11 protein-coding genes are annotated in these 13773 nt (G+C 73.5%); 5 read left to right on the plus strand and 6 right to left on the minus strand.

All coding sequences use genetic code 11. The annotated features are described in order from the left end of the window. Positions 1-31 precede the first annotated feature (31 nt). Complete coding sequence (locus ACWEV0_RS26675; RefSeq protein WP_453152024.1) at positions 32-829, plus strand: class I SAM-dependent methyltransferase; 798 nt, start codon at positions 32-34, stop codon at positions 827-829. Here the strand turns inward: ACWEV0_RS26675 and ACWEV0_RS26680 are convergent. From ACWEV0_RS26680 to ACWEV0_RS26695, 4 genes are all read right to left on the minus strand, one after another. Beyond that, on the minus strand, positions 826-2034 hold the full coding sequence (locus ACWEV0_RS26680; RefSeq protein ID WP_453152025.1) for an MFS transporter: 1209 nt from the start codon (positions 2032-2034) through the stop codon (positions 826-828). The genes ACWEV0_RS26675 and ACWEV0_RS26680 overlap by 4 nt on opposite strands. A 108-nt stretch (positions 2035-2142) precedes the next feature. Continuing rightward, entirely contained in the window at positions 2143-3561 is a 1419-nt protein-coding gene (gene pntB / locus ACWEV0_RS26685; protein ID WP_453152026.1) for a Re/Si-specific NAD(P)(+) transhydrogenase subunit beta, read from the minus strand. 1 nt (position 3562) lies between these two features. After that, positions 3563-5089 (minus strand): Re/Si-specific NAD(P)(+) transhydrogenase subunit alpha, encoded by a 1527-nt coding sequence (locus ACWEV0_RS26690; RefSeq protein WP_453152027.1) that lies wholly within the window; start codon positions 5087-5089, stop codon positions 3563-3565. Positions 5090-5387: 298 nt separating this feature from the next. Continuing rightward, on the minus strand, positions 5388-6794 hold the full coding sequence (locus tag ACWEV0_RS26695) for an NAD(P)/FAD-dependent oxidoreductase (protein ID WP_453152028.1): 1407 nt from the start codon (positions 6792-6794) through the stop codon (positions 5388-5390). Between the two features lie 223 nt (positions 6795-7017). Between ACWEV0_RS26695 and ACWEV0_RS26700 the strand changes: the two genes are divergently transcribed. From ACWEV0_RS26700 to lanL, 4 genes are all read left to right on the plus strand, one after another. Further along, positions 7018-7560: an EF-hand domain-containing protein gene (locus ACWEV0_RS26700; protein WP_453152029.1), complete on the plus strand. Its 543-nt coding sequence runs from the start codon at positions 7018-7020 to the stop codon at positions 7558-7560. 52 nt (positions 7561-7612) lie between these two features. After that, entirely contained in the window at positions 7613-8755 is a 1143-nt protein-coding gene (locus ACWEV0_RS26705) for a carboxylate-amine ligase (RefSeq protein ID WP_453152030.1), read from the plus strand. 808 nt (positions 8756-9563) lie between these two features. Further along, positions 9564-9746, plus strand: coding sequence for an SflA family class IV lanthipeptide (locus ACWEV0_RS26710; protein ID WP_453152031.1), 183 nt, complete (start codon positions 9564-9566; stop codon positions 9744-9746). 2 nt (positions 9747-9748) lie between these two features. Continuing rightward, positions 9749-12349: a class IV lanthionine synthetase LanL gene (gene lanL / locus ACWEV0_RS26715; protein WP_453152032.1), complete on the plus strand. Its 2601-nt coding sequence runs from the start codon at positions 9749-9751 to the stop codon at positions 12347-12349. A 331-nt stretch (positions 12350-12680) separates the two neighbouring features. Here lanL and ACWEV0_RS26720 read toward each other — a convergent pair whose 3' ends face one another. Further along, positions 12681-13541: a class II fructose-bisphosphate aldolase gene (locus tag ACWEV0_RS26720; protein ID WP_453152033.1), complete on the minus strand. Its 861-nt coding sequence runs from the start codon at positions 13539-13541 to the stop codon at positions 12681-12683. Positions 13542-13550: 9 nt separating this feature from the next. Next, positions 13551-13773 (minus strand): PfkB family carbohydrate kinase (locus ACWEV0_RS26725; RefSeq protein WP_453152034.1); only part of this gene is annotated, 223 nt, incomplete at its 5' end.

The following is a 13773-nucleotide window of genomic DNA, read 5'->3' on the forward strand; positions in this document are numbered from 1 at the left end:
CCGGCACCTTCGGCAGCGCGGCAGCGGCGGCATGACGGCCGCGCCGGGCGACGGGCGGTACGGCGAGGACGTCTTCCGGCCCGAGCAGGCCGGCGAGGGCGAGCGCATCGACTTCGGAGCGCTCGCCTACGACGACATCACCATGGCCCGGCTCGTGGCGCTCGGCGCCGGGCCCGGCTGGCGCTGTCTCGACGTGGGCGCCGGTACGGGCACGGTCTCCCGCCGGCTGCTCGCGGACGCCGGGGTGGCGAGCGTGCTCGCCGTGGACCGCGATGTGCGCTTCCTGCGCGAGCGGCCCGTGCCGGGGCTCGATCTCATGGAGGCCGACATCACCGCCCCGGACTTCGCCCCCGGCCGGTTCCGGCTCGTCCACGCGCGCTTCGTGCTGATGCACCTGGCGGAGCGCGAGCGGCTGGTCAGGACGCTCGCCGGACTGGTGGAGCCCGGTGGGTTCCTGGTGCTCAGCGACGCCGTCGATCCGACCGGTGACCGGGCGCCCGTCACCCCGTACACGAGGGCGATGCGGGCGATGTGGCAGGGGCTGCGCGCCACCATCGGCACCGACGTCTCGTGGGTGCCGTCCTACCCGCAACTGCTGCGCGGGCCCGGTCTCGGTCACGTCGGCGCCGAGATCCACGTGCCGCCGCTGCTGCCGGGCAGTCCGATCAGCCGCTTCTGGGCGGACACCTGGCAGCGCAGCAGGGCGGCGATGGTCGCCACCGGCCTGGTGGACGACGCGGCCGTGGACGGGGCGGTGCGGTATCTGGAGTCCGACGAGTGCGCGGATGTGTCGGCCGGCATGCTGACCGTCTGGGGCAGGCGGTCCTAGCCGTTCCGGTCCGGATCGGCGACCGGCAGGCGTGCCCGCCGGAGCAGATAGGCGGCGGCGAACGCGACGAGCACCAGCATGCAGGCGATGAACACCAGGCCCGCGTCTTCGAGGCCCATCGGCTCCGCCACCAGGCCGACGCCGATCACCGGAATCGAGATGCCCGTGTACGCGACCACGAACAGGGACGAGATGACCGCCGCCCGCTGGTCGGCCGGCGACGCCGCGGCGACGGCCGACAGCGCGGCCCGGAAGGACAGGCCCTGCCCGGTGCCGCCCACGACGGCGGCCAGGACGACGAAGACGAGGAGGTCCGTGTAGAGCGCGACGCCGAGCAGGACCAGGCCGGTGAAGAGGATGCCGCAGCCCAGCGGCAGCGAGCGCGCGGGCCCGACGCGGCCGGCCAGGACCTGGCCGCCGGTGGAGGCGAAGAAGGCGAGGGCGACGACGAGGCCGCTGACGGCGTGGTTGTCGACGTCCAGATAGCGGGCGAGGAAGGCGGGACTGACCGAGGTGAACACGCCGAAGAGGGCGAACCCCGCGAAGGAGGCGACCGCCGCCGGTACGAACACCGGCCGCACCTCGGCCGGCAGGGCCGGTCGCTGCGGCCGTACGGCGCTCAGCGGCTGCCGGTCCGCCACCGTCTCGGGCAGCCACTGCAGGACGGCGGCCGAGACCGCGACCAGGCCGAGGTGCACCGCGAACGGCAGCAGCAGCGGCTCGGGCGCGTACTCGGCGAGCAGTCCCGCCAGGAGCGGACCGCAGCCCAGGCCGCCCATGTTCGCGGCCGTCGCCACGAGCGTCGCCCGCGAGCCGCCGCCGGGCGGGGCCAGCTCGATGACGTACGCGGTGGCGGCTCCGGTGAAGAGGCCGGCCGAGAGCCCGGACAGCAGCCGCCCCGCGTACAACCAGCCCAGGGAGTCGGCGAGCAGGAAACAGACCGCGCTCGCCGCCGCGAACCCGAGGCCGAAGCGCAGCGTGGGCCGCCGGCCGATGATGTCGGATGCGTTGCCCGCGACGAACAGCACGCCGATGACACCGAAGGCGTACACGGCGTAGACCACCGTTACCGTCAGTTCGGAGAAGCCGAACTTCTCCTGGTAGAGGGGGTAGAGCGGGGTGGGCAGCGTGGTGCCGATCATGCACACCGCGAACACCGCTCCGCCGAGCAGACACCGCAGCCAACCTCGTCGCTCACCCGCCATGCCGGCGACCGTAACCCGGCGGGGGCCGCACGGCCGGGCCGACACGGCCGAGCCGGCCGAGCCGGGGGTCCCGGCCGCGTACGGCCGGGACCCCCGTGCCCGTCGGGCTCAGAGCGCGCCGACGATGTCCTCGACCCGTGCCTTCGCGTCACCGAAGAGCATCGAGGTGTTCTCGCGGAAGAACAGCGGGTTCTGCACGCCCGCGTACCCGGAGGCCATCGACCGCTTGAACACGATGACCTTGCCGGCCTCCCAGACGGTGAGCACCGGCATGCCGGCGATGGGGCTGCTCGGGTCCTCGGCGCCGGCCGGGTTGACGGTGTCGTTGGCGCCGATGACGAGGACGACGTCGGTCGCGGCGAAGTCCTCGTTGATCTCGTCCATCTCGAGCACGATGTCGTACGGCACCTTGGCCTCGGCGAGCAGCACGTTCATGTGGCCGGGCAGCCGGCCGGCGACCGGGTGGATGCCGAACCGCACGTCGACGCCCTTCGCGCGCAGCTTCGAGGTGAGCTCCGCGACCGGGTACTGGGCCTGTGCGACGGCCATGCCGTAGCCGGGCGTGATGACCACGGAACGGGCCGATCCGAGGAGCTCGGCGACGCTCTCCGCGGTGATCTCGGTGTGCTCGCCGTAGTCGACGTCCGAGGCCGAGGGGGCCTCGATGCCGAAGCCGCCGGCGATCACGGAGATGAACGAGCGGTTCATCGCCTTGCACATGATGTAGGACAGGTAGGCACCCGAGGAGCCGACCAGCGCGCCGGTGACGATGAGCAGGTCGTTGCCGAGCAGGAAGCCTGAGGCGGCCGCGGCCCAGCCGGAGTAGCTGTTGAGCATCGAGACGACGACCGGCATGTCGCCGCCGCCGATCGAGGCCACCAGGTGCCAGCCGAGCGCCAGCGCCACGACGGTCACCGCGATCAGCGGCCACAGCGCCGGCGAGACGACGAACCAGACGGTCAGGGCGACGAACAGGCCGAGCGCGCCGAGGTTCAGGGCGTTCTTGCCCGGCAGGACCAGCGGCTTGCTGTTGATCTTCGCCGAGAGCTTCAGGTTCGCCACGATCGAGCCGGTGAACGTCACCGCGCCGATGAACACGCCGATGAACACCTCGGCGTGGTGGATGCCCAGCGTGCCGAGCGCGTCCAGGGCCTTGGCCTCGGGGCCGTCCGGGTGGTTCTCGACGTTGAGGAAGCCGTTCCAGCTGACGAGGACGGCCGCCAGACCGACGAAGGAGTGCAGCAGCGCGATGAGTTCGGGCATGCCGGTCATCTCGACGCCGCGGGCGCGCTGCAGGCCGATCAGCGCGCCGATCAGCATCGCCAGGAGCATCAGGCCGAGTCCGGCGGCGTCGATGTCGCCGTCGGCCGCGAGCACGATCGTCGCGACGAGCGCCACGCCCATGCCGAGCATGCCGAAGGCGTTGCCGAGCCGAGCCGACTCGTGCTTGGAGAGTCCTGCCAGCGCCAGGATGAACAGCAGCGCGGCAACGAGATAGGCCGCCTGTGCGGCGAGGGTCGCAGACATGTCAGCTCCGGTTGAACATGGCGAGCATGCGACGCGTCACCGCGAAGCCGCCGAAGACGTTGATACTGGCCAGAAGGATCGCCACGCACGACAGCACCGTGACCGTCGTGCTCGTCTGCCCGATCTGCAGCAGCGCGCCGACGACGATGATCCCGGAGATCGCGTTGGTCACCGACATCAGCGGTGTGTGCAGGGCGTGGTGCACATGGCCGATCACGTAGTAGCCGATCACGATCGCGAGCACGAAGACCGTCACATGGGGCAGTAGCGCCGCCGGCGCGAACCCGGCGGTGAGGAACAGCGCCAGCGCGCCGAGGGCGACGGCACCGAACTTCTGCTTCGCCGTCATCGGCGCCTTCTTCGGCGCGGGCGCCGTCGCGGCCGCGGGGGCGGCCGGGGCCGGGGCCGCCGAGACCTGGACCGGCGGGGGCGGCCAGGCGAGCTCGCCCTTGCGGACCACGGTGATGGAGCGCTGCACCGGGTCGTCCCAGTCGAGGACCAGTTGCGCGTCCTTGCCCGGTGTCATCAGCTTGAGCAGGTTCACCAGGTTCGTGCCGTAGAGCTGCGAGGACTGCGCGGGGAGCCGGCCGGCCAGATCGGTGTAGCCGATGATCGTCACGCCGTTGTCGGTGACGACCTTCTCGCCCTTCACGGTGCCGACGACGTTGCCGCCGTTGGCGGCGGCCATGTCCACGATCACCGAGCCCGGCTTCATGCTCGCCACCATCTCCGCCGTGATCAGCGTCGGCGCGGGGCGTCCCGGGATCAGCGCCGTGGTGATGACGATGTCGACCTCACGGCACTGCGCGCCGTAGAGCTCGGCCTCGCGCGCCTTGTAGTCGTCGCCCATCTCCTTGGCGTAGCCCGTCTTCGAGACCTCCACCTCCGGGGACTCGATCGACAGGTACTCGCCGCCCAGCGACTTGACCTGGTCGGCCACCTCGGGCCGCGGGTCGGTCGCCCGCACGATCGCGCCGAGCGAGCCGGCCGCACCGATCGCCGCGAGGCCCGCGACGCCCGCGCCGGCGACGAGCACCTTCGCCGGCGGCACCTTGCCCGCGGCCGTCACCTGGCCGGTGAAGAACCGCCCGAACGCGTGCGCCGCCTCGACCACCGCCCGGTAGCCGGCGATGTTCGCCATCGACGACAGCACGTCCATCGACTGTGCCCGGCTGATGCGTGGCACGGCGTCCATCGACAGCGCCGTGAAGGGGCGGCGGCCGAGCTCCTCGACCATCGCCGGGTCGAACGCCGGCGCGAACAGCGCGATCACGGTCGCCTCGGGCCGTACCCGGTCCAGTTGCGCCGGTTCCGGGGCGTTGACGCCCAGGACCACGTCCGCGGCGGCCGCGTCGCCGATGGTCGCACCGGCGGCCTCGTAGGCGCTGTCGGTGAAGCCGGCCGCGACGCCCGCGCCGGAGTCGACGACGACGTCGTACCCCAGTTTGCGGATCGGTTCGATCGTGGCCGGCGTGGCCGAGACGCGGTTCTCACCTGCCCGCGCTTCCTTGAGGACTCCGACAATCACGTGTGTTCTCCGTTCGCTGCTCTGGCCGTCAACGGCGTGTTCTCAACACGATCAGCAGTCCGCCCGCCCAAGACCCGGACCCACGCCGCACAGCTTGGCCGCCGGGAGCTCTCCCTGAACAGCACTCACTGGTGAGGCGTACGCAACACCGGCCGGAACAGGAACCGGGACCGGACGGGCAGGAGCCGGGGTTCCGGTCGTACGTGCGGAATGCGCTCGTCAGGTGACGAAACACCCGGCGCTCGTCGGCGCCGCGAGCGCGACCGCGCCCACGGGCTCGCAGCCCGCCCGGCGCGGGTCAGCCGTCGGCCCGGCGCAGCCCCAGGCGGGGTTCCAGCGTCAGTCTGAGTCCGGCGACCGCCTGGCCGGGGCCCGTGGGCCACGGCGTCATCGCGCTCGCCCCGTGCCCTCCGAGCCCCACCCGCTGGTGGCCCGCGAGGGGTTCCCGCAGCGCGCCGAACAACCGGGAGACCGTGTCGTCCCGGGTGTCGTGGAGGTCCTCGACACCGGTGACGATGTTCAGGAAGGACTCGTGCAGCCGCAACGGGCGCTGGTCGCGGAGGCTCAGCCGCTGGGCGCGGCGGAAGTGGGCGTCGCGGCCCCGGTGGATGTCGTAGAAGGCCCCGACGAGGACGAGCAGGCGCTCGTAGGCGTGCCGGTAGGCACCCTGGTAGAAGTCCGCGGCTTCGGACTCGCCGACGTCCTCGCGCAGGGCGGCGGCGACGGACGCGGCGGTCAGCATGCCGCTGTACATGGCGAGGTGGACGCCGGTGGACAGCAGCGGGTCCAGGAAACAGGCCGCGTCGCCGGCCGCGTACCACCCCGGTCCGCAGAACCGGTCGGCCACGTACGAGTAGTCGCTCTCCACCCGGAGGTCGGTGACCCGGTCGGCGTCGGCCAGGAGGCGGGCCAGGGCCGGAGTACGGTCCAGCCGGTCCGCGTAGAGGGCCTCGGTCCCGCCGAGCGCCCGACGGCCTTCCGCGAAGGAGCGCTTGTCGGTGACCAGGCCGACGCTGAGGGTGCCGTCGTGCAGGGGGATGGCCCAGAACCAGCCGTGGTCCGGCAGGGAGTACAGGCGGATGGCGCCCTCGGGGGCGTCCGGCGCGGGCTCGGCGTCCCGCCAGTAGCCCCAGGCGGCGACGTTGCGGAAGGCGTCGTGGAACCGGCGTGTCCGTAGCTGCCGGGCGGTGAGCAGCCCGGCCCGGCCGGACGCGTCCACCAGGTACCGGAACGAGATCGCGCCCTCGCGGCCGGCCGAGGAGGCCCATTCCGCGCCCCGCGCGCGCCCGTCGCCGAATTCGACCGCCCGTACCGCCGTCTCCTCGTGGACCCGTACGCCCTGGCACCGCGCGTGGTCGAGCAGCGCCTGGTCGAACTCCGAGCGGACGACCTGGAAGCTGTACGACGCGGCCGGGCCCAGTCCGTCGAACCGCAGGTCCCATTCCTGGCCGCCCCAGTCGTAGAAGGCGCCCGTCTTGCGTACGAAACCACGCCGTTCGACGGCCTCCCGGGCGCCCAGCAGGTCCAGCAGGGGCAGCAGGGAGGGCAGGAGGGACTCGCCGACGTGGTAGCGGGGGAAGCGGGCCTTCTCCAGCAGCGTGACCTCGAACCCCTGGCGGGCCAGCAGCGCGGCCGCCGTCGCGCCGGCCGGACCGCCCCCGACCACCAGGACGTCCGTCTCCACGAACGGCTGTCCGTCGCGCACAGCGGCCTCCGGTGCTCAGGGACTGCAAGATGACCCGGCCAGTGAACAGCGCGGCGCCGCGTACCGGAAGAGCGCCTCGGGAGAGCGCCCCGGGGCATCGCGTCCGCGGCGAACCGACGCCGCCACACAGGTGACACGGCCGCGCTCCTCCCGGCCCGGCGCCGCCCCGTCCGATAGACCTCCCGTGCACCGCCGTACAGCCCCACCCCCAGGGAGCACACCCATGACCGCAGACCTGCTGCGCCGCAAGTTCCAGCACCGCTTCGACCTGCTCGACACCGACCAGGACGGCTACATCTCCGAGAGGGACTTCACCTCCCTCGCCGACCGGCTCATCGCCGGAACCGGCGAACCCTCCGACGCGCACAAGGCCCGCGCTCTGCGCGACTCCAAGGCCCACTACTGGACCTCGCTCAGCCGGCTCGTCGCCGCCGACGCGGGCGGACGGATCTCCCGGGACGCGTTCGTCACCGAACTGTCCAAGTCGCCCGACCCGAAGCTGGTGTCCGCCATGGTCCGCCCCTCCGTGGAGGCCGACCTCGCCCTCGCCGACACGAACGACGACGGCGTCGTCGACATCGGCGAGTTCACCCGCCTCTACCACGCCATCGGCGTCCCGCGGCCGGAAGCGGAAGAGATCTTCCGGACCCTGGACCGTGACGGCGACGGTGAGCTCACCCTCGACGAATGGCTCGAGGCCGCGATGGAGTTCTTCACCTCGACCGACCCCGAGGCACCCGGGAACCGGATCCTCGGCCGGGTCTGAACCGGCCCGGGCGCCGTTCCCCGAACGACACCGTCTGTGCCACGATGCCCGAATGACCCCACTGACGGTCGGCGCCGAAGAGGAGTACCTCCTGGTCGATCCGGTGACGCGGGAGTTGAGACCGGAGGCACCGAAGGTGGTGGCCGAGGCCGCCACCGAGCTCGGGGACCGCGTGACCACCGAGATCACGAGCTACCAGGTCGAGGTGCGCACCGATCCGCACGCCCGTCTCGGCGAATTCGCCGAGCAGGTGCGGTCGATGCGGGCGGCCGTGGCGCGCGCCGCCGCGCGCCTCGGCCTGGGCGTGATCTCCAGCGGCACACCGGTGCTGCCCCAGCCGCTGCCACTCCCGATCGCCGAAGGACCCCGGTACGCGCGGAGCGTGGCCGCCTTCGGCGCCCTGGACGACGAGCAGAGCATCTGCGCCTGCCACCTCCATGTCGGCATGCCCGACCTGGAAACGGCCCTCCAGGTCGGCAACCATCTGCGGCCCCGGCTTCCGGCCCTGATCGCGCTGGCGGCCAACTCGCCCTTCTGGCAGGGCCGGGACACCGGCTACACGAGCTGGCGCACGCTGGCCTGGGCCCGCTGGCCGGCCGCGGGCCCGCCGCCGTACGTCACGTCACGGGCGCACTTCGAGGACCTCGTCGCCGGTCTCACCGCGACCGGCGGCATCCTCGACCGGGGCGGACTGTACTGGGACATCCGGCCCTCCGACCACGTTCCCACCGTGGAGATCCGGGTCGCCGACGCCACCGCCACCGCGCAGGACACCGTGCTGCTCGCCGCGGTCGTCAGGGCCCTGGTCGGCACCGCCCTGACCGACATCGAAGCCGGGCGGCCCGCCTTCCGGCCGTCCCCGGAGATCCTGCGCACCGCCTGCTGGCGTGCGGCCCGCGACGGCCTGGCCGGTGAAGCCTTCGACCTGCGCCGTCACCGTCTCGTCCCGGCGACCGCCCTCGTCGAGGAGATGCTGGCGGACCTCCGGCCGTCGCTGCTGCTCAACGGCGACCTGGAGACCGTGACGGAGGGGTGGGCCGTGCTGCGCACCGTCGGCAACGGTGCCGACCGCCAACGGGCCGCCCATCGGGACGGCGGCGGCCTCACCGGCGTCGTCGACTACCTGATGAACGCCATGACGGAGCAGCCGGGGAACGTCACCACGACGGCCGGTCCGGCAACCGATATCCGTTGAGCGGGTCGTCCGCGCCACGCAAGGCGGGCCGGGGAGGGGTGGCACGGACCGCGCTGATCCAGGGGGCAGGAGGCGGGCCGGCCGTGGTGGGTCCGGGCCTGCTTCTTCGCGGGCAGCGCGGCCGCCTTCGGCCTGTTCGTCGCGGTCGAGCGGAGCCTGGAACGGCGGGGCGGGGATCCCCTCGTACCGCTGTCGCTGTTCGGGCAGCGTTCGTTCGCGCTCGGAACCGTCCTCGTCCTCGCCCTGTACGCGCTGATCTACTCGTACTACCGGGCCCTGTCGGTGACGATGCAGCACGGGCTCGGCATGTCGGCGCTGGGCGCGGGCCTGGTCCAGGCGCCGGCGGCCACCGCGTTCTTCGTGTTCAGCATGGTCGCGAGCCGGACCGTCCCGAAGTACGGGCGCCGTGTGCTGGAGACCCCGGCGGTCGTCCTGTCGAGCGGCTGTCCGGCGACCGGCCTCCTGCTGTTCGCCGGCCCCGGCTCACTCCGCTGCCGGCGATTGCCACCCTCGTTCTGCAAAGCGCCGCCGGCGGACTGGTCGTCACACCGGCGCTCAGCACCGTGCTGAGCCGCGTCAAACCGGAGCCGCCGTCGTCGCCGGAGTCGCCGTCTTCCTGCTGCCGAAGGCGCCGACGACCCGGGCCTGACCGCGAGGATCAGCGGGTCCGAGAAGTGCCACCTGACCCCTTGTCAGCGGGTTCGCCCCCTCCCTACCTTTGTCCAGCGAGTTCTCGGCTCAGCGGGCCCACCGGCCCGTCTGGGCCGTTTCCTGCACTTCAGCGCACGACACAACATGGAGGCGTCACATGCCCGTAGCCGTGCCCGAACTTCTGGAAATCGACGGAATCCGCGACGCGGGTCCGCTGGAGATCGACGACGAGGCGATCGCGTTCGAGGACGACGACCGCGGCGACCGTGAGTACACGGCGTGTCTCGCCGACCCCTGGGTGACCGCCACCACCCGCTTCGCCTGTGACCTGAACTCGTAGCGGTGGCCGTCTCCATCGCCGGCCGAAGCGGTTGGTCCGATGACACGTGGTCGTACCTGAACGATCCGCGGATGCCGGCGATGGAACACGGCTGGAAACTGCACGTCTCGGCGCGCCCCGGCAACCTCGACGCCGTGACCCGGCTCGTCCTGCCGGTGCTGGCCCGGCACGTCTGCCACGCCAAGTTCGCCCGGGCCCCGGAGACACTGCGCCGCCTCAACTCCGGGGTGCTGAGCGCCGGGGCCGTCGGCAAGGCGATCACCGTCTATCCCCTGGCCGGCACGGTGGTCGAGGTCGCCCGGGAACTCGCCGCCGCCCTGCGTGACCAGGAGGGCCCGCGGGTCGTCAGCGACCGGCGGGTCGACCCGAGGGCCCCGGTCTACTACCGCTACGGCCCCTTCACGGGCGACTACCGGACCGGCCGGAGCGGGCGGCTCGAATCCGTGATGACCGGGCCGGACGGGCGGATCTTCGACGGCCTGGCCGTCGGCCGCTACCGGTGCCCGCCCTGGGCCGAGGACCCCTTCGCGACCGGCTCCGGCCCCGGGGACGAGCCGTCCGCGCCCGGCGTCGGCGGCGGCCGCTACCAGGTCACCGCCGGTATCGCGCGCGCACCCGGCGGAAACGTCTACCGCGCGGTCGACCGCACGCTCGGACGCCCGGTGGTGCTCAAACAGGCGAGGGCCTTCGTGGGCGAGGACGAATCCGGTACGGACGCCCGCCACCGGCTGCGCAACGAGCGCGCGGTCCTCACCGCCCTCGACGGTGTCACGGGCGTGCCCCGCGCGCTCGACTACTTCGCCCACCGGTCGGACGAGTTCCTGGCGCTGAGCAGCTGCGGCGACCGGGACCTGCGCAGGGAGGTCCTGCGGAACGGCCCCTACCGGGACTCCGCCCACCCGGAGGACTCCGCTCGGGAACGGGACGGCTCCTGCCGGGAAGACGGCGCCCGGCCGGCGCGCGCCCTGTCCGTCCTCGCCTCCCGGCTGCTGCGCGTCCTGGACGCGATCCACGGACGGAACGTGGTCGTCCGCGACCTCAAACCCGACAACGTGGTCCTCGACGACTCGGGCCCCGCCCACTGTCACCTGATCGACTTCGGGATCAGCGAGCGGGACGGCGCCGGGCCGGGCGGGGCGACCCCCGGGTACAGCGAGCCGGTTCTGCGCGCGACCGGCCCGGCCGCCCCCGCCGACGACTACTACTCCCTCGGGGCGACCCTCTTCTTCGCCGCCACCGGCATGGACCCGGTGATCGTCGACACCGACCACCGGGTCAATCGGGACCGGACCCTGGCCTGCCTGGCCTGGGCGCTGCCCGGGCCCGCCCACCGCGAGATCCGGGCGTCGATCACCGGCCTCCTGAGCTTCGACCCGGCCGTACGGACCGCCGCCGCCGACCGCCTGCGCACCGGCACGGCCGGGAGCGCGCGCCGGCCCGCGCACCCTCGGATCGACAGCGACCTGCTCGACGAGATCATCGAGCACACGACCGCGTACTGCGTCGGTGAGGCGCAGGCGATCGTGGACCCGGTACGGGCCGCACAGCTCAACGTCCCCACCTCCATCGACGTGTACGGCGGCAGTTCGGGACTCGGACTGGAGCTCCTGCACCACGCGCATCGGCCCGAGGTGCGTTCCGCGGTCGCCGCGCTCGCGCGGTGGACGTCGGAACAGTCCAGGAACCTGCCACCCGGCTTCTACACGGGACGCACCGGCGTCGAACTCTTCCTCGCCGGGGCGGGGTTGACGGCGGGGCCGGGCACGGACGCGGAGGCGCGGTCCGGGTACCCCGTCGTGCCGGAGCGCGCGCCGGACGGCGGGCCTCCGGAGGCGGATCTGATCGCGGGCGCCGCCGGAATCGGCCTAGGCCGGCTGCTGCTCGCCCGGCACGCCCTCCGGTCCGGTCACCGGGACGCCGCGGACCGGCACCTCGCCGTCGCCGCCGGCTGCGACCGGATGCTGGCGTCGGGCACCGCACGGCTGACCCCGACCGGCCCGGACACCGCCGGCAGCGCCGCGCTCCGCGAGGGCCTCGCGCACGGCGAGGCGGGCGTCGCCTGCTTCCTGCTCGAGTACGGCGCCGAGACCGGGGACCCGGACGCGGTCAGCCGCTCCGAGCAGGCCGCCGCCCGCCTGGCCGCCGTGACACCGGACATCATCGCGGCGGCCGCCGCACCCGGGGCGACTCGCCGCTACGGCTCGTGGTGCCGGGGCCTGGCCGGCATCGGGTCCGTACTCCTCACGGCCGCCGAACGCCTCGACGAGCCCGGGTACCTCGCCCTGGCGCAGCGCACCGCACGGGCCTGCGCCGCGCTGGCACCGCGGATGCCGCTGGTCACGCAGTGCTGCGGCCTGGCCGGAGTGGGCGACCTGATGGTGGACGTCGCGGCGGCGACCGGGTCCGAGGAGTTCCGGGACGCGGCCGGGACCGTGGCCCTGCTCATCCTGAGCCGCAGCGGCGGCACCTGGTCCCGGCCCGTCTTCCCGGACACCGGCCTCGCCCGGCCGAGCGCCACCTGGGCCGGCGGCTCCGCGGGCGTGCTGGCCTTCTTCCGGCGCCTGCGGGACGGGGGCGGCCCGCGGCTCGGTCCCGTCGCCTGACCGCCGCCACCGCCGCCACCGCCGTCGCGGTTCCCACCACGGGGACGATCCGGCGTGCGCGAGGCGCTGTGGCGGCGGCCCGGGACGCCGGCCGAGAACACCTCTGTAGCCGGCCGGCTGGTGGGCACACTCGGCCGACTGGTGGACGGACCCGGACGGCCGCTGGACGCACTCGGCCGGTGGTGGACGCACTCGGCCGGCCGCTGGACGATTCGGCCAGCCGCTGGACGCCCGATCGCCGCGTCCACCAGCCGGGCGCGCGGGCCGGTCGGGTCCGGTCCGCGCGACGCCGGGGCGGGGTCGGCCGACGCCTGCTCCCCCCCCCGGCTCGTCAGCGGGCCGGCACCCCGGACGCGGCCGGAGCCCTGAGTACGCCGAGCAGCCGCGTCACCTCCTCGGCCATCGCCGTCCGTCCGGCGCCGAGGTAGCGGCGGGTGTCGACGAGCGACGGGTCGCTGTCGAGCACCTCGCGCGCGGCCAGGGTGAAGACCCGGTTCAGGTGCGTGGCGAGATTGACCTTGGTCATGCCGTGGTCGACCGCGGCCGTCAGCACGTCGTCCGCGACGCCGGAGGAGCCGTGGAGGACCAGCGGTACGGGGACGGTCTCGCGCAGCGCGCGGATCAGGGCGAGGTCCAGTGCCGCGTCCCGGGTCAGCATGGCGTGCGAGGTGCCCACGGCCACCGCGAGCGCGTCCACTCCCGTGGCGGCGGCGAAGGCGGCGGCCTCCGCGGGGTCGGTGCGGGCGCCGGGGGCGTGGACGCCGTCCTTGCCGCCGACCTCGCCGAGCTCGGCCTCCACCCAGACGCCGGCCGCGTGGCAGTGGGCGGTGATCGCCCCGGTGGCGCGGAGGTTCTCCTCGTACGGGAGCACCGAGGCGTCGTACATGACCGACGTGAAGCCGAGCTCGACGGCCTCGTGCACCAGGCCGTCGTCGGTCGCGTGGTCGAGGTGGACCGCGACCGGGACCCGGGCGGCACGGGCCACGGCCAGAGTGGCGAGGCCGATGGCCCGCAGGCCGCCGTGGTAGCGGGCCGCGTTCTCGCTGATCTGGAGGATCACCGGCGCGTCGGCCTCCTCCGCGCCGGCCACGATCGCCTGGGCGTGTTCGAGCTGGATGACGTTGAAGGCGCCCACGCCGTGTCCGGCGTGCGCGGCGGGGGCGACGATGTCCCCCGTACCTGCGAGAGGCATGACGGTTCCTTACGAGAGGGGCGGGAGGGGCTGGACGTCCACCGCGCCGCGCAGGCGCCGGTGGACGGTGGGATCGAAGGAGCCGGCCAGCGGCGCGGCGACGGCGGCGGCCGACAGCGCCACCGCTTCGGCGAGCCGCCGCGGCCAGGAGACTCCGGCCGCCAGGCCGCGGGCCAGGGCGGCGACCGCCGCGTCGCCGGCGCCGGTCGGGTTGCCGCGCAGCCGTTCGGGC

The sequence above is a fragment of the Streptomyces sp. NPDC003943 genome (genome assembly GCF_053605265.1).